Origin of the sequence: Amycolatopsis sp. NBC_00355 (assembly GCF_036104975.1) — a bacterium.
Taxonomy (GTDB): domain Bacteria; phylum Actinomycetota; class Actinomycetes; order Mycobacteriales; family Pseudonocardiaceae; genus Amycolatopsis.
On the sequence record NZ_CP107982.1, the window covers coordinates 2,747,819 to 2,770,385 of the forward strand.

Consider the following 22,567-nt stretch of genomic DNA (forward strand, 5'->3'; position numbering starts at 1 on the left):
TCTCGCCGATGAGAAGAGCCGCTTCCGTCCTCCTCGCCTTGCTGGTGGCGCTGGGCGTGGCGTCGGGAACGCCGCCCGCCGGTGCCGCCGAGCCCGTGCACGGCCTGAAAGCCGAGTACTTCACGCCGTCGTCGCCGGACGCGCACGACTTCGCCGACCTGGCCGGCACCGCGCTCGACTCGGAGGTCGACCACCCGGACCTGACCTCGGTCTTCGGGTTGGTCACCGGGCGCACGGAGCACACGACCGCCCGGTGGACCGGGCAGATCGCCGTGCCGCAGACCGGCGACTACACGTTCTACGCCATCGGCGACAACGGGTTCCGGTTGTTCATCGACGGCGCACCGGTGATCGACCACTGGGTCGGCGACTGGGACACCGAGCAGACCGGCGCGCCGGTCACGCTGGCCGCCGGCAAGCAGTACGACTTCAAGCTGGAGATGTTCCAGGACACCGGCGGCGCCAACATGTTCCTGCGCTGGTCGAGCGCGGCCATCGCGAAGCAGATCGTGCCGCTGTCGGCGTTCACGCCGCCGGCCGACTACCAGGTCGTGCCGCGCACGGCGGAGGTGTCCCAGGACGGCCGCACGCTCACGGCCGGCTTCGACGGCCGCGTCTCGGGCTCGAACGACCTGAAGGACCATCTTCGGATCGACGTCGACGCGACGCCGATGCCGGTCTCGCTCGTCACAGCGAACCGCGACCGGGTCACGATCCGGCTGGCCGAGAGGGTCCTGAAGGGCCAGCGAGTCAGCGTCTACTACGACGGCGCCGGCGCGCTCGCGGTGAACGGCACGAAGATCGGCAAGGTCATCCGCAGTGCCGCGAACACGTCGACGGAACGGCTCCGGACGACGTGGGGCGAGAACGTCGACACGCGCCACCCGCTGCCGGAGTACCCGCGGCCGCAGCTCGAGCGCGACAAGTGGGTCAACCTCAACGGCCCGTGGGAGTTCTCGGCCGCCAAGGAAGGCCAGCAGCCTGCGTTCGGCAAGCGGCTGCCCGAGAAGGTCGTCGTGCCCTACCCGATCGAGTCGCAGCTCTCCGGGCTCGAACGGCACGAGGACCACATGTTCTACCGCCGCACGGTCACCGTCCCGCGCGACTGGAAGATCGGCGGCGGGCAGCGCCTCAAGCTCAACTTCGGCGCGGTCGACTACCAGGCCAAGGTGTGGGTGAACGGCAAGGTCGTCGCGGAGCACACCGGCGGCTACACGGCGTTCAGCGCCGACATCACCGACGCGCTCAAGCGCGGCGACGAGCAGGAGATCGTCGTCGCCGTCACCGACACGACCGGCCCGTATCAGCCCAAGGGCAAGCAGTCCCCCAACCCCGGCGGCATCTTCTACACCCCGTCGTCGGGCATCTGGCAGACGGTGTGGCTGGAACCGGTGGCGGACAAGGGCATCGACGAGATCAAGACGACTCCCGACCTGACCACCGGCTCGCTGGCGCTGAACGTCAAGTCCGCGGGCAACGCCACTGTCACGGCGGTCGCAAAGGACACGCGCGGCCGGCAGATCGGCACGGTCAGCGGACCGGCGAACACGAACCTGAAGCTGCCGGTGCCGAACCCGCACCTGTGGACGCCGGACGACCCGTACCTGTACCAGCTGGAGATCAAGCTGGGCGGCGACAAGGTCAAGAGCTACTTCGGCATGCGGTCCACCGGCATCACGAACGTCGGCGGCGTCCCCAAGCTGACGCTCAACGGCAAGCCGTTCTTCTCCCTGATGCAGCTGGACCAGGGCTTCTACCCGGACGGCCTGAACACCGCGCCGAGCGACGACGCCCTCGTCTTCGACCTGAAGGCGCAGAAGGACCTCGGCTTCAACGCCGTCCGCAAGCACATCAAGGTCGAGCCGGCCCGCTGGTACTACCACGCGGATCAGCTGGGCCTGCTGGTCTGGCAGGACTTCGTGTCCCTCGACGACGGCAACAACCCCGCGGCGCAGCAGGCGTGGCTCAGCCAGGGCCTGGAAGAGATGCACCAGCTGCAGAACTACCCGTCGATCTACGCCTGGATCGTGTTCAACGAGGGCTGGGGCGAGTGGGACAAGGCCGCGACCGGCCGGATCGCCGACCAGGTCAAGGCCGCCGACCCGAGCCGGATCGTCAACGCCCACAGCGGGGTGAACTGCTGCGCCTCGAAGGGCGACTCGGGCCGCGGCGACGTCATCGACCACCACGACTACAACAACACCGATCCGGCCGCCTCGGACGGCAGGCGCGTCGCGATGGACGGCGAGCACGGCGGCTTCACGCTGCGCACGCCGGGTCACCAGTGGCCGGGTGCGCCGATCGCGATCTACAGCGGCGTGGCGGACAAGGCGGCGCTGACGGCGAAGTACGTCGACAACACCCGCACGTTCTACCTCGGGCAGGCCCGGGCCGAGCTGTCGGCCTCGGTCTACACGCAGGTCACCGACCTGGAAGGTGAGCTCAACGGGCTCTGGACCTACGACCGCAAGCGCCTCAAGGTCGATCCCGGTCCGGTCCGCGAGATCAACCGGCGCGTGATCGAGGCCGGTGCCAACGCGGGCAAGCCCTATCCCTACGCGGGGAAGGCCGCGTGGAACCTCGACGAGCGCGGGGGAACGACCGCGAGGGACTCGAGCGGCGGCAACAACCCGCTGACGCTCACCCCGACCGGGGTGGCGTTCAAGGACGGCGCGCTGCAGTTCACCGGTGGCTCGGCCGACACCTACGGCCCGGTCGTCGACACGACCGGTGACTACACCGTGTCCGCGAAGGTGCGGCTCGACGAGCTGCCCGGCAACTACGCGACCGCGGTGAGCCAGGACGGCCGGGAGCGGGAAAGCCCGTTCTACCTCCAGTACGGGCAGGGCGCGTTCGCGTTCAGCACGCCCGGCGGCAACCGGGCCCGCTACGAGGTCGTGCCGGAGATCGGCCGCTGGTACGAGCTGACGGGTGTACGGGCCGGCAACGAGATCCGGCTCTACGTGGACGGCGTGAAGGTCGCGACGGCCCCGGCCGGTCCGGCGGTCGCGGGCACCGGCGCGTTCACGGTCGGGCGGGCCAAGTACAACGGCGGCAACGTCGACTTCTGGCGCGGCGCGGTCGACGACGTCGACGTGGTGGGCAAGGCGCTGACGGACGCGGAGGTGGCCCGGCTCTCCTGATCGCCGGTGCCTCGGACCGGCACGCCTGCGACGCGGGTACCGCGCTGTCGAGCGCGGTACCCGCGCCGCTGTGCCCGGGAACCGGGTCAGGCGCAGGCTGCCGGACACGACCGGACAGCTCGACGCCCGCGATCATCGGGTTCGGCAGGCCCGCCGCCGGCGGCGGCAACGCCGCCACGGTGCAGGCCAGGGCCCAGCACAGGTTCGCCTCGATCGCAGCATCCGTGCCGGTGCCGATCGCCAAGCCGAGATCGGCGACGGCGGTCGCGTTCCCCGTGTTCACGAAGATCCCGGCCACCGGCGTTTCTCTCAGCCGACCATCCGCATCCCGGCGAAGAACACGACCAGCACGGCGCCGACACCGAATCCGACGAGCAGCGCACCACCGATGGACGGACGGACACGTACTCCGGCATAGGCCAGCCCCAGTGCGAGCATCAGCCAACCGCCGACCAACGGCAAACCCGTCATCATCCCGGCGGTGAACAGCGAAACGCCTTTGGCGCCACCGGCGACCACCAACGCGTAGCCGACGATCACCAGCCAATGCAGGGGGCGGATTCCGGCCGGCTTCGCGACCATCCTGCGCCAGGAATGCTGGTGGGTCATGACATATCCTCCCGATTCGGTGATACGTCGAGCGTCCCACGTCACGCCGCCCGTGATCCTTACCTGAGCGTTACGGCTGCGGCAGCCGATCGGCCACTGTGGACTCACACAGTGGCGGCAGGACGAGTTCCCATCGCGACCGGCGCGGCGGTCATCACCCGGCGTGCCGTTCAGCGTGGGTCGATCAGCTCGAGGACGCCGTCGGCGGTACCGGTGACGAACAGCCTCCCGGTCGCCGGGTCGACGCCGACCGTGTTCGGCTGCCGCACGGTCGGCAGCCGCACGACCTCAGTCGGCGTACCGGAGGCGAGGTCGATGCCGACCACCTCGTTGCGCGCGGTCAGCGTCACCCACATGCGGTCGCGCACCGCGTCGTAAGCGATCCCGTACGGCGTTCCCGGCAGCGTCAGCTTCCCGATCTGTTCGAGCCGCGGCGTGAGCCGGTAGAGCAGGACGGCGTTGCCGCGGGTGTCGGCCACCGCGAGGTGGCCGCGCTTGTCGGCGAGCACGTGCGTGGGCCCGGCACCGGCGGGGACACGTCCGACCTGCCGCAGCGCCCCCGCGTCGTAGACGGTGAGATCGTTCTGCCGGACGTCGACCAGCCCGACGAGATCACCCACGGCCGCGAGCCCGGCCGGCTGGGTGACGTCGGGAAAGGTGTGCACGACGTGCCCGTCGCGGACGACGGCCACGCTCTTGCCCAGCTCGTTCGCGACGAAGTACGAGCCGTTGGCGGCCCGGGTCGCGTCGTGCGGGACCACGCCGGTCACCACCGTCGTGGTCACCTCGCCCCCGGGCAGGGCGACGGTCAGCAACGAGTTGGACGTCTCATCGGGGACCAGCACCGGCCCGCCGGGCGCGGCGAGCTGGAGGTGGCGCAGCCAGCCGGGCAACGGCACCCGCTTCACCACCTGCCCGGTGCGCGCGTCGACGAGGGCGAGCGCGTCCGGCTTCCGGACGCCGACCGCGACCAGGTGCGTGACCGCGTCGGCGACGACACCTTCGGGCGCCGAGCCGATCGGCAGCACCTGACCGGCCGGCGTCCGGGCCACCCCGGGAGCGGCGGCGGGTTCGGCGGCCGGCGGCAGTTCGGCGGGTTTGTCCGCGACCGGGCTCGAGCAGCCGGCGAGGAGGACGACAGCCAGGCACCAAGGAGCGAGACGCACCGGAACCCCTTTCCTACGAAGGCCGCCAACCCTAGGCACCCCACGCCGGGCGAGCGGGCCGGCGAAGCGTTCGGTAAGCACGCCGTAAGATCGGCCTTTCCGTCCCGGCGGTGAGGGCGCGTCGGACCAGGACCGCGGAGACCACCCGATCCCCGCGTTGATCCACAGTGGACGGTCGGCTCACGGGATCGGGCTCCCCTGACGCCGGACGCCGGACGCGGTGTCGTGGCCGGACAGCCGCCGGTGGCGCCGTTCACCGGGGCCGCACCTGCGCGGCGACTCACTGTTCCGCCATCCCCATCGTCAGCGAGCCCCTCGCCGCCCGGCGGGCCGGGAGCACCGCGGCCACCGGCGCCGCCAGCACCGACGCCGCCAGCAGCACCCCGAGCCGGCCCCACGGCAGCGCGAACAGCACCGGTTCGCCCGGCGTCGACGCCACCCGCGTCATCAGCCACGCCGAGCCGACGCCGAGAGCCAGGCCGCACGCGGCGCCGAGCAGGGCGACGAACACCGACTCCGCGGCGATCGTGGCCCCGAGACCGGCGCGGGTCAGGCCGAGCGCGCGCAGCAGCGCCGATTCCCGCGTCCGCTCCAGGACCGACAGCGACAGCGTGTTCGCGATGCCGGCGAACGCGATCAGCACCGCCAGCGCGGTCAGCGCCCACAACAGGTCCAGCGTGCCCCGCAGCGGCGCCGACAGCCGGTCCTCGACCTCGGCGACGCTGTCGAGCCGGGCCAGCGGCGCGCCGGCGAGGGCCTGGTCCAGGGCCGGACGGGCCTGGTCTCCGCGCACGCCGGGCGCGAGGCGCACCAGGACGCTGTCGTCGTAGCCGTGGTCGCCGAGCGCGATCGCGGCCTGCTGGCCGAGATCGACCAGAGCGAGTCCCAGATCGGCGCCCGGGACGTCGACGGCGTCGTAGACCGCGACGACACGCAGCGGCACGGGCCGGTCCGCCGGCCCGGCGCGCACGGTGGTGCCGACCGCGAGGCCGGTCTCCGCGGCGAGTTCCCCGCTCACCGCCAGCTCCCCCGGGCCGAGCCGGTCGAGCCGTCCGGACAGCACCACCGGCCGCAGCAGGCTGCCGATCGCGTCACCGCGCACGGCCGCCATCCCGTAGGCGCCGTAGCGCCCCAGGTCGCCGGAGAACGAGTGCCGGGGCGCGGCGACCGCGACCCCCGGCACCGCCGCGAGGGTGTCGGCGAGGGTCGCGGGCAACGGCCGGGTCGCGGCCACCGACGTGACGACGAAGTCCGCCCTCAGCTGCTCGGCCAGGCCCTGGCCGCGGCCTGCTTCGACGCCCGCGGCCATCGTGGTCACGAGGGCCACGACGGCGAGGCCGATGGTGAGCGCGGCGGCGCTGGCGGCGGTCCGCTTCGGGTTGCGGTCCGCGTTCAGCGCGGCCAGCCGCGCCGGGCGGCCGAGCAGCGGGGTCGCCGCCACGCCCAGCAGCCGGACGACCGGGCCGGCCAGCAGCGGGCCGGCTGCCAGCAGCGCGGCGAGGCACGCGGCCATCGCCGTCACCGCGAGCGCGGCGCCGGACTCCGCCTCGGCGTGCAGCGCCGCCACGGCCGCCGCGACGCCGGCTGCCAGCAGGACGGCCGCCACCACCGCTCGCGGCCGCTTCGGGCGGGCGGAGCGCCCTTCCAGCGGGGTCCGCAGAGCCTCGACCGGGGCGACGCGGGTCGCGGCCCAGGCCGGGAGGGCCGCGGCGACGGCCGTCACCAGGACCCCGACCGCGAGCGCCGCGACGACCGTCCGGCCGGCCAGTGGAAGGTGGACCGCCTCCCCGGTGATCGCCTGCAGGACGGCCGCGATGCCGAGCCCGCCGGACAACCCGGCCACCGACGCGACCGCGCCCACCACCACCGCTTCCGCGAGCACCCCCGCGAAGACCTGCCGCTTCCCCGCGCCGATGCAGCGCAGCAGCGCCAGCTCCCGTGCTCGCTGCGCGACGAGGATGGTGAAGGAGTTGGTGATCACCATCGCGGCCACGATCATCGCGAGCACCGCGAACGCCGTGAAGAACTTCGTCAGCCCCGTCGAATCCGGCGCGGTCTCACGCAGCAACCGCGCCGCGGCCTCCCGCCCGGTGCGCACCTCGACGCCCCGGCCGCCCACAGCCCGCGTCAGGTCGGCGACGAGCCACGGGGCACCAGGAGCCGCCCGCACGACGATTTCGCCGATCGACGTGCCCGAGGCCAGCTCGTGCACGGCCCCGGGCAGCAGCACCAGCGGAGCACCGCCGAGACCGGAGCCCGCCGGCCGGGTGAACGTGCCGACGAGGTCGAACGTGCGCGGCCGGCCGTCCTCACCGAACACGGTCACCGGTTGCCCGAACACCCGGCCCGCGGCGGTGGCGCTGTCCATCGCGATTTCGCCGGTGGTGCGCGGGAACCGGCCGTCGGCGAGGTCGAACGGCCGCAGTCCCGGATCCGCGGCCAAGGCCGTGACGGCCGCATCCTGCGGGCGCCCGGTGATGTCGCGCACGGGCGCGCTCGCGGTGACGCGGCCCTCCGCCGCGGCGACGCCGGGCACGGCGCGGACCTTCGCCAACGTCGACTCGTCGAGCACCGCGCCCCTGCGGGTGGCGCTGATCGACGCGTCCACGCCGCGCGTCTCGAACGCGACCCCGGCGCGCAGCCGGGCGCCGACGGCGTCGGACAGGATGAACGCCCCGGCGACGAAGGCCACGCCGAGCGTGATGGCGACCGCCGAGAGCAGCAGCCGCAGGGGGCGGGCCCGGAGCCCGGCGAGGACGGTCCGCGGCATCACGCCCCCAGGCCGGTGAGCGCCGAGAGCACGGTCTCGGCGGTCGGCCGGGCGAGGTGCGCGGCGACACGGCCGTCGGCGAGCAGCACGCCGTGGTCGGCGTAGGAGGCGGCGACCGGGTCGTGGGTCACCATCACGACCGTCTGGCCGAGTTCGCGGACCGACGTGCGCAGGAAGCCGAGGACCTCGGCACCCGAGCGCGAGTCCAGGCTGCCGGTGGGCTCGTCGGCGAACACGACGTCCGGCCGGCCGGCCAGGGCACGCGCGCACGCGACCCGCTGCTGCTGCCCGCCGGAAAGCTCTCCCGGCTTGTGCCGCAGCCGCGGCCCCAGGCCCAGCGCGTCGACGACCGTGGTGAACCACGTCCGGTCCGGCCGGCGCCCGGCCAGCCGCAGCCCCAGCAGGATGTTCTCCTCCGCGCTCATGGTCGGCAGCAGGTTGAACGACTGGAACACGAACCCGACCCGGTCGCGCCGCACCCGGGTCAGCGCCGCGTCGGACAGCCCGGTGAGCTCCGACTGTCCGATCCGGACGCTTCCGCTGTCCACAGTGTCCAGACCGGCCAGGCAGTGCAGCAGGGTCGACTTGCCCGAGCCGGAGGGACCCATGATCGCGGTGAAGCGGCGGGCCGGGAAACCGAGCGTGACGCGGTCCAGCGCCCGTACCGCGGTGTCTCCCCGGCCGTGGGTCTTCACGACGTCCGTCACGCCCGCCGCGGCGGGACCGTCCACTGTGTCAGGCTGCATGCGGCGATCTTGGCCGAGGTCGCCTGAACGCCTCCTGAACCGACCTGAAGAACGTTTCAGGAAGCCGCACGCGGATCTGCGAAGATCGGCGGTATGCGGGTGCTCGTGGTGGAGGACGAAGCGCGGCTGGCCGAGACGCTCCAGTGGGGACTGGAGGCCGACGGTTACGCCGTGGACCTCGCGCGCGACGGCGAGGAAGGCCTGGCCCTGGCACAGCAGTACCCCTATCAGGTGATCGTGCTCGACATCATGCTGCCGAAGCTCAACGGTTATCGCGTCTGCGCGGCGCTGCGGGACCGCGGGGTGAGCACGCCGATCCTCATGCTCACCGCGAAGAACGGCGAGTACGACGAAGCCGAAGCGCTCGACACCGGCGCCGACGACTTCCTGGGCAAACCCTTCTCCTACGTGGTGCTCACCGCGCGGCTGCGCGCCCTCACCCGGCGGGGCCGCGCCGGCGCACCCGCCGCGCTCGCCTTCGGCGACCTGGTGCTCGACCCCGCGAAGCGGACGTGCCGCCGGGCCGGGCAGCCGGTGTCGCTGACCACCAAGGAGTTCGCGGTGCTCGAGTGCCTGCTGCGGCACGACGGCCAGGTCGTGGCGAAACCCGAGATCCTGGAGCAGGTCTGGGACCTCGCCTACCGGGGCGACCCGAACATCGTCGAGGTCTACGTGAGCGCGTTGCGGCGGAAGCTGGACGCGCCGTTCGGCCGGCGCACCATCACCACCGTGCGCGGGATCGGCTACCGGCTGGTGGCCGATGAGTAGGTGGTGGCCGGTTTCGGTGCGGCGCGGCGCGGCGCTCTCGGCGACGCTGCTCTGCGTCGCCGTCTTCACGCTGGGCTGGCTGGGCACGCGGCAATTCCTCAGCGACCGCCTGAGCGGCACCGCCGTCGCCCGCACCGATGCTGAGCTCGGGCGGATGGCCGACGCCTACGCGGTCGCCGCCGCCGGGGGCGGCCGGGCTGCGCTGGCCGCCGGCGTCCGCTCCGGCGACGCGCTTTTCAGCGTGGTCGCCGACTCCGGGCAATCCGTGGTCAGCAGCCCCGACCTGCGCCGCTGGGACCCCGCGTGGACCCCGCCGCCGCCCGCCCCCGCGGACGCGGCGCCGAACTGGACCACCACCACCGGCGTCACCCTGCGGCCGGGCACCCACCCCGGCTGGCGGGAGTACCGCGGCTACACCGTGCTGGGCCGGGTCGTCGAGAACGTCCCGGCCGCGCTGGTGGAACCGCTCGGCCGGGAAGGCACCACCCTGGACCACGGGCTGGGCACCGGGTCCGGCGCGGCGCCGCAAAGGCTGACGCTGTACCTGTTCGTGCTGCCCTGGGACACCCTCCGCACGCTGGCGCTGTTCGACGACACCTTGAGGTTCTTCGTCCCGCTCGCGGTGGTGCTCACGGCGCTGGTCGCGTGGTACACGGCGGGGCGCGCGCTGCGGCCGGTGAAGGCGATCCGGCGGGAGCTGGCCGGGGTCAGCGGCAGCAGGCTCGACCGGCGCGTCCCCGTCCCCCGCTCCCGCGACGAGGTCGAACAGCTGGCGCGGACCACCAACGAGACCCTGGAGCGGCTGCAGCAGGCGCACGACCAGCAGGAACAGTTCGTCACCGACGCGAGCCACGAGCTGCGCAGCCCGCTGGCAAACCTGCGCACGGCCCTCGAGGTCGCGCTCACCCACCCGGACCGGGCGGACTGGCCGGCGGTCGCGCACCGGTCATTGGACGACGTGCGGCGCCTGCAGCGCATCACGGCGGACCTGCTGCAGCTGGCGGCCGACCCGGCCGAGGCCACGCCGCCGTCCGGCGTCGTCGACCTCGCGGACGTCGTGGCGGAGCAGGTCGCCGAACGCGCGCTCGGCACCGGCGGCCCGGTCGTGCGGTCCGTTGTGGACGGTCCGGCGCCGGTGCCCGGTGCGGCGGTCCAGCTGGAACGCCTGCTGCGCAACCTCCTGGACAACGCGGTGCGGCACGCGCGGACCACCGTCACCGTGACCCTCGGACGAACCGCGGCCGAAATCGTCTTGGAGGTGCTCGACGACGGCCCCGGCATCCCGCCCGAGGAGCGCGAACGCGTCTTCGAGCGCTTCGCCCGGCTGGACGAAGCCCGCGCCCGCGACGCCGGCGGCTCGGGCCTCGGGCTCACCCTCGCCCGCGACATCGCCACGCGCCACGGCGGCTCGCTCCGCGCGGCGGACAGCACGACGGGCGCCCGGCTGATCGCGCGGCTGCCGAGACCACAGCAAGCACACGATCCCAGTCGTCGGCCGCCGACCCATCCCACCAGGTTCCGGGAGATCCGGTAGAGACCTGCTGCTGGTCTACGCACTCGCCGTGGAAAAACCGGTCCGGCTCGTCCCCGGCGTAGGCCGGAACATCCACCAGTGGCTGCCGTTCAACGTCGCCGGCAAGTTCCTCACCGGCACCGGGGCGTCCAACGCCCGCGCCCACGGCGCGGGACCGGTGTCCTTGTCCACCTGCTCGCCTTCGCAATCACAGTGGCGAGGAAGCGTGACGCCTGAACCATTCCCTCTCCCGGGTAGCCTCGCCGCGGATACCGTCCACCCCATGAGCCCGGAAGTCACCGCCGAGCCGGAACTGCTGTTCGGGCGGCCGCGAGAAGCCAGCGAAATCACCGTTCCGGCGTGGTGCCGCGCGGTCTACCTGGCCGTCGTCCACGAAGCGGCACTGCTGCCGATGGACTCCCCGGTGCCGGGCAGCGCGGCGAGTGAGGTGGACGTGCGGGCCCGGGTGGCGTCCCGGAAAGCGCGTGTCCGCACTCGCACCCTGAAACCACGCGTTCTCAGGTCCGTCCGGACGGCGGCCGCGGGAAGAAGAACGCCACCCGTTTCTGGTAGTCGCGGTAACCCGGGCGGTCCTGCATGCGCTTCTCGGTGCGCTTGGCGCCCGTGGCGAACATCAGCAGGTAGCTCATCAACGCCGGCGCGGGCAGGGTCCACAGGCCGGGCGGCGACGCGGCCGCGGTGAGCCACGCGCCGTCCCACACCAGTGAGTCGCCGAAGTAGTTCGGATGCCGCGACCAGCCCCACAGGCCGGTGTCGAGCACCTCCGGCCGCTCGTCCCTGTCCTGCCGGGAGTACACCGTCTTCTGGTGGTCGGCCAGCGCCTCCACCACGGCCCCGCCGGCCATGACCGCCAGTCCCGCCGGCGCCAGCCACCGACGCCTGCCGCGCGGCAGGGCGCCGGCGGCGGCCAGCTGCACCGGAGCCGAGACCAGCAGCTGGCTCAGCCCCTGGGTGAGGAACACCTTGCCGACGACCGCCGGCGTCGAGGCGCCCTCCAGGAACTCGGTGTAGCGCGGATCCTCTTCGTCGCTGCCGCGCAGCCGGCCGAGCATCTGCCGTTCCAGCCGGGCCGCCCACGCGACGGTGAGCGCGGCCAGCGCCCAGCGCCGCCGAGCGTCACCGCGCCCGGCCAGCGCGCTCGTGACCGCCACGGCCGCCAAGCCGGGACCCCAGACGGCGTCGGCGTAGTCGCGCCGGCCCTTCCGCAGCGCCACCACCGCCGTCGCGGCCTGCGCGACCGTCACGACGGCGGCCGACAACCCGGCCACCCGGCGCAGGTTCGCCGTGTCGAGCGTACGTCGTCCCATTCAGCGGGCCAGCCCGTTGAGCACGTCGGTCAGTTGTTTCTCGGTGTCGTTGCCGAGCTTTTCGAAGACCACCTTGCCCAGCGGGGCCGCGACCTTGGCGAGGCCGTGGAACTGCAGCTCGTTGGTGTAGGTGATCTCGGAGCCGGTGCCGCTCGGCGTGACCTCGATGGTCTCGGTGGAGGTGGCGGTGTCGTTGCGCCCGACCAGCACGACGCGATCGCCGGCGAGCTGCTCGAGGGTGTAGGTCAGCTCGGTGCTGATCCCGGCGATCTTCGAGGTGTTGTGCCACGACGAGCCGACCTTGACCGGGCCGCTGTCGTTGCGGGTGCAGCGCTCGGTGCCGGGGTCCCACTGCTCGGCGTGGCCGAAGTCGGCCAGGTAGGGGACGACGACGCCGGGAGCGGGATCGACGGTGAACGTGCGGGAAACAGTGGTCATGGATCCACCCTTTCGACGAGCTTCGATGACGGTCGCGAATTCCGCGCCCGGCACGGATCCACCGGCTACCCCGGCACCGGCGGCGCCCAAACAACCCGCCCGGGTGACCCGCCTCATGGTCACTCCTCCGCCTGCCGCGCAGCGGGCGTCACGAAGTCGACGGAGGTGACCGGCTGCCACGGCCCGCCCAGGTAACGCCACACCGCGAGCCCGGTGGCCGAACCCGTCTCGGGCCCGAAGTCCGGGCGGAGCGCCTCGATGGTCGCCCTCGCAGTTTCGCGGCCGACTTTGTTCTGGACGGTGACGTGCGGCTTCAGCGGCTGCGCGTCCTGCGCGGTCAGCCACGGTCGCCACCGGGTCCGCAGTTCCCCGTGCAGGGACGTCAATGCGGCGGAGGACAAGGCGATGGCGACTCCACCGCCGAGGGAGTAGACCCCGTCCACCGAGAAGGGGAAACGCGGGTACCGCACCGCGATCTCGGCGCAGTCGGCGATGACGGCGTCCGCGTGCTCGCCCGGCAGCGCGTGGAAGAGCGTGACATGCGCGCCCACCTTCAGCCGCTCGGGCGGGAACCACGTCCGGCGCAATTCGTCCCACGCGCGCTGGGATTCCCGGTCGACGGCGAGCGTGATCACCAGCGGCGGCCCGGCTTTCGGCACGCCGTTCAGTTCAGCACGACGATCGCGGTGTTGAGCGCGGTCGCGAACAAGGTCCAAGCCAGATAAGGGATCTGCAGCGCGGCGGCCACGCGCGAGCGGCGCCAGAACACCGCGACCGCACCGGCCACCGCGACGTCGAGGAGCACGATCTCGACCAGCGCGAGCGTGTAGGCGCCGGCGGCGAAGAACAACGGCGTCCACGCCGCGTTGAGCACCAGCCCGACCGCGTACCAGGTGAAGCCGGCGCGTGTTCCGCCGGCGCGCCAGTACCACCAGCCGGACACGGCGATCAGGAGGTACAGCACCGTCCACACCGGACCGAACAGCCAGGACGGCGGCGCCCAGGGCGGCTGCTCGAGCCCGGCGTACACCGCGCGCGAGGACGACGCGGCCAGGCCGCCGACCACGGCGACGACGGCCACCGCGGCCAGGAAGCCGGCCAAGGCGACCGGCGCCGGGGCGGACCGGTGCACGGTGGTCATACCGGCTCTCCCACGGTCGAGGGGTCGGCGGCCGTGCCGAGCAGGTGCGCCAACGCGTCGCCGAGCCGGGCGTGCCGGAAGACGTGCCCGGCCGCGAGCAGGCGTTCCGGTTGCACACGCTGATCGGCGAAGGCCAGCTCGCGGGCACCGTCCCGGCCGAGCAGCAGCCGCGGTCCGAAGGGCGGCACCTTCACCAGGGCCGGGCGTTTGAGGGTGCGGGCCAGGACCCGGGTGTACTCGACGTTGCGCACCGGCTCGGGGCTCACGGCGTTGACCGGCCCGTCGAGGCCGCGGTCGGTCAGCGCGCGCAGGTAGATGTCGGTCAGGTCGTCCAGGCCGATCCACGGCGTCCAGTGGCGGCCCGCGCCGAGCGGCCCGCCGAGCCCCGCGGCGAACAACGGGTACTGCAGCCGCAGCAGGCCGCCGCGCGGGCTCAACGCCAGGCCGGTGCGGACCTGCACCACCCGGATCCCGGCCGCCGCGGCGGGTTCGGTGGCCGCCTCCCACTCGGCGACGATGTCGGCCAAGGCGCCGTCGCCCGGTTTGCTGTCTTCGGTGAGGACGTCGTCGCCGCGGTCGGGGCCGTAGTAGCCGACGGCCGAGGCCGACACGAACACCCCGGGGCCGTCGGCGGTGCGGGCCGCCAGCCCGGCCAGTGCCCTGGTCGGGCCGATCCGGCTGTCCCGCACGGCTTTCAGGTGCCCGTCGTCGAACCGCCCGGCGACGGAAGTACCGGCCAGGTGGACGACCGCGTCGACGCCGGCCAGCAGGCCCGCGGCCGGTGCGGCCGGGTCCCACGTCCGCTCGTCGCGGGTGCGCGCGGGACGTCGCACCAGCCGGATCACCCGGTGCCCGCCGGTGGTCAGCAGCGCCGTCAGCGCGGTCCCGACCAGGCCGCTCGCGCCCGTGACGGCCACGGTCAGCGGTTCGTGCCAGTAGCGGTGCTGGGCGGCGAGATCGGCGGCGAGCTGACGGTGGCGGTAGGCGAACATCGACCGGAGCAGCGCTTCGGGCACCCGGGTTTCGACGTGGTCGGTGACGACCGTCCGATCAGGACCGTCGGCGGCGAAGCCGTGGGTGTGCCGCCAGGACACCAGCTTCGCCAGCACCGGCGTGTCCAGCCGGTCGACGAACCGGTGCGGCGGCTGGTACCCGGCCGGCTCGTGGGCCGCCACCCAGCGCAGGCCGCCGGGCAGGTTCAGCCGGGCCCGGCCGTCGCGCAGCGATCCGGCTTCGGCACCGACCTTGACCGGCTGCCACGGCGGCGTCAGCCGCACGATCGCCCCGGGCAGGCCGTGCCAGGCGAACACCTCGTCGAGCGGGGCGGCCACCACCGTGGAGAACTCGAGAGCCACGCGATCACCTCCGCGACGCACCTTCGATCCGGACACCTGCGAAGGGTAAGTCGCGCGCCACGCTGTCGCACTCCGAATGCGATTCAGATGCGATGCAAATGGGTTCGACGAGCGCGGCGAAGTTCGCCGGGACGGCCACTACGCCTTTGGCGCACTCGATCCGGCGGGTTTCCGATCCGTGACGGGTGCGCTCCAACTTCGATGCACGGGCCTGGTTTTTGTTGCGTCGGTGATGCGGCCGGGTGACGATCACCGGGCGGGCAACTGCCGGAGGAGGTCGCCGATGAGTTCACTCACCACGCCGACCAAGGGGTCGAGCGCGATCGAGCGGGCGGTGGGCGACGCCGCGGACAACGCCGATCAGCGCTACCGCCTGGCCAAGGGCCTGCGGCACCAGATGAACAAGGTGTTCCCGACCCACTGGTCGTTCCTGCTCGGCGAGATCGCGCTCTACAGCTTCATCATCCTGCTGCTGACCGGGGTGTACCTGACGCTGTTCTTCGACCCCTCCATGCAGGAGGTCGTCTACCACGGCAGTTTCAAGAACATGCAGGGCCTGGAGATGTCGCAGGCGTTCCGCACGACGCTGGACATCTCCTTCGACGTCCGCGGTGGGCTGTTCATGCGGCAGCTGCACCACTGGGCGGCGCTGATCTTCGTCGCGTCGATGGCGGTGCACATGCTGCGGGTGTTCTTCACCGGCGCGTTCCGCAAGCCGCGTGAGGCCAACTGGGTGATCGGTGGTCTGCTGCTGGTCCTGGGGTGTTTCGAGGGGTTCTTCGGGTATTCGCTGCCGGACGACCTGCTCTCCGGTACCGGGATCCGGGCGACGTTGTCGGGGATCGTGCTGTCGGTGCCGGTGATCGGCACCTGGATCCACTGGGCGTTGTTCGGTGGGGAGTTCCCGGGCGACCAGATCATCCCGCGCCTGTACACGCTGCACATCCTGCTGCTGCCGGGCATCATGCTCGCCCTGGTCGGGGCGCACCTGGCGCTGGTGTGGTATCAGAAGCACACGCAGTTCCCGGGTGTGCGCCGCAAGGAGACCAACGTCGTCGGCGTGCGGATCATGCCGTACTTCGCCCTCAAGGGCGGCGCGTTCTTCACGCTGGTCATCGGCGTGCTGGCGCTCATGTCGGGCCTGTTCCAGATCAACCCGGTGTGGAACTTCGGCCCGTACAACCCTTCCCAGGTCTCCGCCGGGTCCCAGCCGGACTGGTACATGGGCTGGGCCGACGGTCTCCTGCGGATCTGGCCGGCGTGGGAGCTCTACCTCGGTGACCACACCGTGCCGCCGGTCTTCTTCGCCGGCGCCATCGGCATCGGCGTGCTGGTGACGCTGCTGCTGAGCTACCCCTTCATCGAACGGAAGCTCACCGGCGACAACGCGCACCACAACCTGCTCCAGCGACCGCGTGACGTCCCGGTCCGCACGTCCATCGGCGCGATGGCCATCACGTTCTTCCTCGTGCTCACGCTGTCGAGCTTCAACGACATCCTCGCGTTCGAGTTCGACGTTTCGCTCAACGCCTTGACCTGGGCCGGGCGGATCGGTCTGCTCGTGGGACCGCCACTGGCGTACTTCGCGGCCTACCGGTTGTGCGTCGGCCTGCAGCGGGCCGACCGCGAAGTCCTGGAGCACGGCGTCGAGACGGGCATCATCAAGCGGCTGCCGCACGGTGAGTTCATCGAAGTCCACCAGCCGCTCGGCGGCGTAGACAGCCACGGCCACGCGATCCCGCTCGAATACCAGGGCGCGCCGGTGCCGAAGAAGATGAACAAGCTGGGCACCGCCGGCCACGCGGTGCCGGGTTCGCTGCTGCGCCCGGATCCCGACGACGAAACCCGTGCGTTGCAACGAGGGCGCCGGTGATCGCGCCGGCCGGCCGGATCAGCTGCCGAAAGAACCCAAAGCCTCCGTGAACGACGGCGGGAGCGGCTCGCCCACCGTCGGCAGCCCCCGCCAACCCGGACCCGCTGGGCGCACCGGCACCCCTTCGGCGCTCAGAACGCGCAGGAGCCGCACATCGGCCGACTGCGCGGTCATCGACCACACCACGACGTCGCGCGGGGTGAACCGGGCGGACATCGCCCGCAGGACGTCGGCCGAGACCGGTCCGCTCAGGAACGCCGCCGCGGCGCCGTCGTCGCTCAGCGCCGCGCTGAGCATCTTGACCGGCAGCTCGTGCCGCTCGGTCGGGCCGCAGACGAACAGCACGGGCGCCGAGCCCGGCAGCGCGGCCGCCGGGGCCGCGTACCGGTCGATCGCCGCGGAGGCCGTGGTGGCCAGCGCCCATTCGGCGACCATCGCGTGGCGATCGTCGTGCTCGGCCCACCGTTCGCCGATGACGCGCAGCACCGGCGCGACGACCTCGGTCCACGTCTTGGCCACGCCCAGGCTGGTGAACGCGTCGTCGACCAGCCCGCCGATCGTGGGCAGGTCGAAGGACTCCGCGGCTTCGGCGAGCCGCTCCCGGCGTCGCCGGACGGTCGTCTCGGCGGCCGAGCGCGACAACACGAGACGGGCCGCGTCGCGCGCGCTGGTGCCCTGCGCTTGCAGCGCCCGCATCCGGCGCAGCCGCTCGACGTCCTCCGGGGTGTACCGCCGGCGGTTGTTGCCCTCCCGGTGGGCGGCGCCGATCCCGTAGCGCTTCTCCCACGTCCGCAGGGTCACCTGGGACACCCCGAGCGCTCGCGCCACTTCGCTCGAGCCGAGCGAACGTGCTTCGGACGTCTCGGTCACGCCGTCTCCCGGTGTTCGCCGGCCACCGCCTCCCACCTGCGTGGATGACGACCGGTCACGCCACAGCATACAGTTGCATCGCGGATGCATCGCAGCACGAGGCAGCTCCGGTTCACCCGCCGGTGCGAGCCCGGAGGCGCCCCTCGGGCGCCGGGACGACCACCGGCTCCGGCGCGGTCATGGCCCAGCGCACCGCCTTGACCAAGGCGGCGGCCGCCAGCCGGATGACCGTGGCCTCCGCCACCGGCAGGTACGGCAGGCGCAGCCGGGCCCGGGTCCACACCGGCAGCAGCGCGACCGCGGAAGCCGCGAGCACGGCGTAGGGAACCCTGGCAGGCCAAGGGATCGGCGGGGTGACGAGCAGGAACCGGGCCGCCTGGCGCGCGTCCGCGCCACCCAGCAGCTCCGGCCGGTACGCGGCCAGCGCCCGGTCGAGCTCGGCCCGCGTCCGCGGCGGCTCGAGGACGCCGAGCTTCTCGGCGACCAGCGCGGTCTCCGCGACGTAGCGGTCGCACCCGGCCTCGTCGAGCGGACGTGCGCCGTACCGCTGGTGGGCCCGCAGGAAGCTGTCCGTTTCCGCGATGTGCACCCACTTCAGCAGGTGCGGGTCGTCGGCCCGGTAGGGCAGCCCGTCCGCGGTGGTGCCGCGCACGCGCCGGTGCACGCCCCGCACGGCCGAGACGGCCCGCTCGGCGTCCTCGGTGGTGCCGAACGTCGTCACGGCGAGGAACGTGCTGGTGCGCTGCAGCCGGCCCCACGGGTCGCCCCGGTACCCCGAATGGGCGGCCACCGCGGCCATCGCCGACGGGTGCAGCGACTGCAGCAGCAGCGCGCGCAACCCGCCGACGAACATCGCCGTGTCGCCGTGCACCCGGCGGATCGCGCTGTCGGGGGCGAACCAGCGCGGGCCGGGCGCGTGGTGGATCCGGTCCCGGTTGCGGGGCCCGTCCGGGCCGGCCACCCGCGCGAAGAGCGCGTCGCGAGCCCGTTCACGTACCTGCGCCACCCTTGTCCACGACCTCGTCATGGGCCCGATCTCCGTCCTGCCGAATCCTCACTTCGATGCAACTGCGATGCAGATTCGACTCACTGTCGACTTTTCCGCGTCGCCCGAGCGGCCTGTCCCCCCTCAGCCTACCTGCCGAAACGCGGCAGCCAGACCGTTCCGGCGGGGGCTCTGCAGTGGATCACCGCCGACCGAGCGCGGACAACCTCCGGAGCTTCCGCCTACGTTTGCATCGTCCTTGGATCGACGGCCGGAAGGTGACTCATGGCCGAAAGCAAGCTTCGAGCCGCCTCGCGCGGGCCACGCCCGGCGAGCAGCCGGTGCGCGGCCTCCCGGCTTCGATGAGCGGTCGCGAGCACGGCGGCCATGGCGCCGGCGACCGCCTGCGGGGTCAGGCCGTGCGGGTCGAGCACCCGGCCGGCCGGGATGCGCTCCAGGTCGTGGGCGACGGCGAACTGGTCGCTGGAAAACGGCAACGCGAGCGCCGGTACGCCGGCCGCGAGGCACTCGGTGAAGGTGTTGTTCCCGCCGTGGTGCACCACGGCGGCCACCCGGGTCAGCAGCGCCCGCTGGGGCACCTGGTCTTCGACCTCGACCCGGTCGTGCCCGGGGAACGCCGCCCGCACCGGCGCGACGCGGTCCCCGGCCGCCACCAGGACCGCGACGTCGGGGATCCGGAGCAAGCCGGTCACGACCGTGCGGAGCACGTCGTCGCGAGCCGACAGGAACGTGCCGAAGGAGACCAGCACGAGCCGGCGCCGCCCGCCGTCGGTCAACCGGTCGATCCGCCGCACCCAGTCGCCGGCCAAGCGCGTCTTCCCGACATCACTGCAGTGCCCGGCGAACCGCAGCGCCGGGCCGCGCGGCAGGTCCGGCAGCCACGGCAGCTCGGGGTAGTTGAACAGCACCGCCTCCGCGGACGTCAGGCCGAACGCGCTGGGCGGCACCGGCCGGGACGGGGCGTGCTCGGTCAGGAACGCCGTGAACAGCTCGGTGAACAGCCGGTCGTTGGCCTCGGCTTCGGCGCGGAGGCGAGCCAGCTCGCCGGCGCCGGGCCGGATCGCGTCCGGCCAGTAGGGCGGCAGCCCGAAGAAGCGCCCGGGACCGTCCAGGACGTAGCCGGGGTGACCGGGGCAGTAGGCCGCCCAGCGCCGGCCGAGGCTGTGGATCGCCAGGGTGACGGCGTAGGCCAGCTGGTCCACGAGGTACCAGTCCGGCCGGACGCGGTCGTCGAACTCCCGCACCGAAGCCAGCACCGCGGCGGGATCGGGCAGCATGTCGGCCCGCCGGTGCCGAGCCTGGGCGAGCAGCGCCGGGATCGCGCCCGCCCGGGTCGCGTCGAGGAATTCGGCCAGGCGGGCCGCTCCGGCGGCTTCCTGCTGGGTGCGCTCGGCGATGCCGGTGTTGGCGTTGTCCCCGAAGGCGAGAGCGCCGAAGGGCAGCCCGTGTTCGCCGGCGAGGCCCGCGAACGCCGGCGCGCACGCGAAAGTCACCTCGGCGCCCTCGGCCGCGAGCGCGGCGCCGACCGTCGCGAGTGGACGCGCGTGCGAAGCGAACGGTGGGCTCACCACGGCGATCCGCGGTCTCGTGGACGCGTTCATCCGTACCTCCTCCGTCTCCCCCGACCCTACGGCCTGAGCACTGGAGCCCAACTGTGACGATCTCGGCGACCACGACCATCACGTACCCCACCGACGCGGTGGCCCGGCTGCGCGCGCTCGGCCCCGGGGCGTCCCCGGACCGGATCGACGACGTCCGCCGCGCCCTCCACCCGTCGTTCGCCGGCCCGGCGCTGATCGAGTACGCCGGTCTCCGTCCGGCGCGGCACGACCCGGACTCCGCAGTGGCCACCCTGCGCGCGCTCGCGCGCGAACCAGTCGCCCCGGCACCCGCCGAAGTCCTCGCGGCCACACCGGAAACCGGCGACGAGCTGATCGACTCCCTCGTGACGGCGGTCGCCATGGACGTCTTCGGCGACGCTGTCGCCGCCCACGGCTCGGCGGCCGCCGCGGCGGCGATCGGCGCGGCATCGGCCGGCGCGTCACCGCGTCGCCGGATCCTGCTGCTGGACCTCGCCGAACGCCACGCGCTCCGCTGTCTCCCGGTGCCCGAGGTGATCGCCGGAATCGACGGTGACCGCGGCTACCGGCACGCGGCGTTGCGCTACCTGTCCCAGTGCGACGCAGACCCGGAGGCCGCCGAAGCCATCGCGTCGGTCCACGAGACGACCGACGACCCCTACGACCGCGTGCTGGCCTCGATCTGCCTGGCCCGGCCGGGCGGCGTCCCCGACGGCTCTCCCTTGTGGACGGTCCCGCCGCCGGACCGGCCGGGACTGACCGTGGCCCAGTCGATGCTGCTGGGCTCGTTCGACCACCCGGGCGCCGGCGCCAGCGGCGGGCTGACGGTCCTGCTGCGCCACCTCGGGCACGCCCTCCCCCGCCGGGCCGGGATCGCCCGGGTGGTGACCCTGACCCTGCTGGCCCGGGACCGGCTGGCCGAGCGGCCCCCGCTGGCCGAGCCCGACGGGGCCGGGCACGTGGTGCTGCGGCTCCCGGTGGACGCGCCGGGAGCGCCGGCCCAGATCGACCTGTCCCGGCACCGCCCGGCGATCACGTTCCTGGCCCGGCGGCTGCTGTGGCTCTCGGGCTGCACCCCGGACGTCGTCCACGTGCGGTACTCCGACGACGGATCCGCCGCGATCGCCCAGGCCGCCCGCGCGCTCGGCGCCCGCACCGTGTTCACCCTCACCGCCGACCCGCACCGCTCGCTCGCCGAGCGGCACGCCGCCGCCGGTCCCGCGGATCCCGTCGCCGCCCGGTTCGACCTGCACCGGATGTACACCGCCGACCGGCTGGTCGCGACCGCGGACACCCTGCTGGGGTTGCCCGGCCGTCCCGGCGGCGAGCTCTCCGGGTACTTCCCGCGGCTGCGGGGGCGCGAACCGGAATCCGTCGCCGAAGGGATCCCGCTGCTGCCCCGGGTGCCCACGGCCGACGCCCGCCAGCAACGGCTCGCCGGATCCCTCTTCGGCCCGCCCGCCGGCCTGCCGCGGCTGGGCGACGCCGCCCGCGGCCTGCCGATCGTCCTGTCCGTGGGCCGGCTGCACCCGGTCAAGCAACAGGACCTGCTGGTCGAAGCCTGGCTCACGCGCGGCCTGCACCGGCAGACCGCGCTCGTGCTCGTCGGCGGTGACCCGGCCGCCCCGACCGCGGAGGAAACCCACGTCCTCGACCGGATCCTGGCCTTGTGCGAAAAGCACCCCGAGGCGACCGGCCGGCTCGCGGTGCTGCCCGCGCTCGGCAACGACGACGTCCGCCTGCTCGAACACGGCCTCGCCCGGTGGCTCCCGGTACCGACACCACACCTCTACGTGTGCCCGAGCCGCAAGGAGGAGTTCGGCATCGCCGTGCTCGAAGCGATGGACGCGGGTCTCCTGGTGCTCGGTCCGCGCCGCGGCGGGCTCGGCCACTACATCGAACACGGCCGCAACGGGATGCTGGCCGACACCGCGACGCCGAGCCGGTTCGCCGACGCGCTGACCGCGTTCGTGCGCGCCGCGGCGGACGATCCCGTCCGGGCGCGGGCCGCGGCGGCCGCCGGCCGCGCGACCGTGGCCCGGCGGTTCGGCATCGACCTGGTCGCCGGGCGCTTCGCCGACGTGTACCAGCGCAGCGTCGCCGAGCCTCCGCGCGTCGTCCCGGGGCCGGCCTCGCCGGACCGGCCCGCAGGGCGTTGACGAGCACGGACGGGCGACCCCGCGATCGGCCTCGGCCGGGACTCGAAAGACCTGCGTGGCCGGGACCTCGGTTGGGTATTTGACCCTGGCCACGGCCCAACG

17 protein-coding genes are annotated in these 22,567 nt (G+C 73.2%); 5 read left to right on the plus strand and 12 right to left on the minus strand.

The genetic code is table 11. The features are described 5' to 3' along the window. The first annotated feature begins 8 nt into the window (after positions 1-8). Positions 9-3,143: a LamG-like jellyroll fold domain-containing protein gene (locus OHS18_RS11355; RefSeq protein WP_328616951.1), complete on the plus strand. Its 3,135-nt coding sequence runs from the start codon at positions 9-11 to the stop codon at positions 3,141-3,143. A gap of 309 nt (positions 3,144-3,452) precedes the next feature. Here the strand turns inward: OHS18_RS11355 and OHS18_RS11365 are convergent, their stop codons facing one another. The 4 genes from OHS18_RS11365 to OHS18_RS11380 form a co-directional block, all read right to left on the minus strand. After that, positions 3,453-3,752 (minus strand): hypothetical protein, encoded by a 300-nt coding sequence (locus OHS18_RS11365; RefSeq protein ID WP_328453242.1) that lies wholly within the window; start codon positions 3,750-3,752, stop codon positions 3,453-3,455. 170 nt (positions 3,753-3,922) lie between these two features. Continuing rightward, positions 3,923-4,918 (minus strand): YncE family protein, encoded by a 996-nt coding sequence (locus OHS18_RS11370; RefSeq protein ID WP_328616952.1) that lies wholly within the window; start codon positions 4,916-4,918, stop codon positions 3,923-3,925. A gap of 280 nt (positions 4,919-5,198) precedes the next feature. Then, entirely contained in the window at positions 5,199-7,688 is a 2,490-nt protein-coding gene (locus OHS18_RS11375) for an FtsX-like permease family protein (RefSeq protein WP_328616953.1), read from the minus strand. Continuing rightward, positions 7,688-8,434: an ABC transporter ATP-binding protein gene (locus OHS18_RS11380; protein ID WP_328616954.1), complete on the minus strand. Its 747-nt coding sequence runs from the start codon at positions 8,432-8,434 to the stop codon at positions 7,688-7,690. Before OHS18_RS11380 ends, OHS18_RS11375 begins: the two co-directional genes overlap by 1 nt. Positions 8,435-8,527: 93 nt before the next feature. Here OHS18_RS11380 and OHS18_RS11385 point away from each other — a divergent pair, with 93 nt between their 5' ends. Both OHS18_RS11385 and OHS18_RS11390 read left to right on the plus strand, forming a co-directional pair. Beyond that, positions 8,528-9,202, plus strand: a complete 675-nt coding sequence (locus OHS18_RS11385; protein ID WP_328453234.1) for a response regulator transcription factor — start codon at positions 8,528-8,530, stop codon at positions 9,200-9,202. After that, positions 9,195-10,736 (plus strand): sensor histidine kinase, encoded by a 1,542-nt coding sequence (locus OHS18_RS11390; protein ID WP_328616955.1) that lies wholly within the window; start codon positions 9,195-9,197, stop codon positions 10,734-10,736. Before OHS18_RS11385 ends, OHS18_RS11390 begins: the two co-directional genes overlap by 8 nt. 497 nt (positions 10,737-11,233) lie before the next feature. Here OHS18_RS11390 and OHS18_RS11395 read toward each other — a convergent pair whose 3' ends face one another. The 5 genes from OHS18_RS11395 to OHS18_RS11415 form a co-directional block, all read right to left on the minus strand. Next, positions 11,234-12,043 (minus strand): DUF1295 domain-containing protein, encoded by an 810-nt coding sequence (locus OHS18_RS11395; protein WP_328616956.1) that lies wholly within the window; start codon positions 12,041-12,043, stop codon positions 11,234-11,236. Beyond that, positions 12,044-12,481 carry an SRPBCC family protein gene (locus tag OHS18_RS11400; RefSeq protein WP_328453226.1) on the minus strand — a complete coding sequence of 146 codons (438 nt, stop codon included), beginning with the start codon at positions 12,479-12,481 and terminating at the stop codon, positions 12,044-12,046. A 119-nt stretch (positions 12,482-12,600) separates the two neighbouring features. After that, a complete protein-coding gene (locus OHS18_RS11405) occupies positions 12,601-13,140 on the minus strand; it encodes a 2'-5' RNA ligase family protein (protein ID WP_328453224.1) in 540 nt (179 codons plus the stop codon). Positions 13,141-13,145: 5 nt separating this feature from the next. Further along, positions 13,146-13,622 (minus strand): TspO/MBR family protein, encoded by a 477-nt coding sequence (locus OHS18_RS11410; protein WP_328616957.1) that lies wholly within the window; start codon positions 13,620-13,622, stop codon positions 13,146-13,148. Continuing rightward, complete coding sequence (locus tag OHS18_RS11415; protein WP_328616958.1) at positions 13,619-14,977, minus strand: TIGR01777 family oxidoreductase; 1,359 nt, start codon at positions 14,975-14,977, stop codon at positions 13,619-13,621. The genes OHS18_RS11410 and OHS18_RS11415 overlap by 4 nt, the downstream gene beginning before the upstream one ends. A gap of 283 nt (positions 14,978-15,260) precedes the next feature. Between OHS18_RS11415 and qcrB the strand changes: the two genes are divergently transcribed. After that, positions 15,261-16,850 (plus strand): cytochrome bc1 complex cytochrome b subunit, encoded by a 1,590-nt coding sequence (gene qcrB, locus OHS18_RS11420; protein WP_328616959.1) that lies wholly within the window; start codon positions 15,261-15,263, stop codon positions 16,848-16,850. Positions 16,851-16,868: 18 nt separating this feature from the next. Here the strand turns inward: qcrB and OHS18_RS11425 are convergent, their stop codons facing one another. From OHS18_RS11425 to OHS18_RS11435, 3 genes are all read right to left on the minus strand, one after another. Further along, positions 16,869-17,720, minus strand: coding sequence for a MerR family transcriptional regulator (locus OHS18_RS11425; protein ID WP_328453216.1), 852 nt, complete (start codon positions 17,718-17,720; stop codon positions 16,869-16,871). A 112-nt stretch (positions 17,721-17,832) separates the two neighbouring features. Then, a complete protein-coding gene (locus OHS18_RS11430) occupies positions 17,833-18,726 on the minus strand; it encodes an oxygenase MpaB family protein (protein ID WP_328616960.1) in 894 nt (297 codons plus the stop codon). Between the two features lie 221 nt (positions 18,727-18,947). Further along, a complete protein-coding gene (locus OHS18_RS11435; protein ID WP_328616961.1) occupies positions 18,948-20,327 on the minus strand; it encodes a glycosyltransferase in 1,380 nt (459 codons plus the stop codon). A gap of 53 nt (positions 20,328-20,380) precedes the next feature. Here OHS18_RS11435 and OHS18_RS11440 point away from each other — a divergent pair, with 53 nt between their 5' ends. Then, complete coding sequence (locus OHS18_RS11440; RefSeq protein ID WP_328616962.1) at positions 20,381-22,465, plus strand: glycosyltransferase family 4 protein; 2,085 nt, start codon at positions 20,381-20,383, stop codon at positions 22,463-22,465. Positions 22,466-22,567 lie beyond the last annotated feature (102 nt).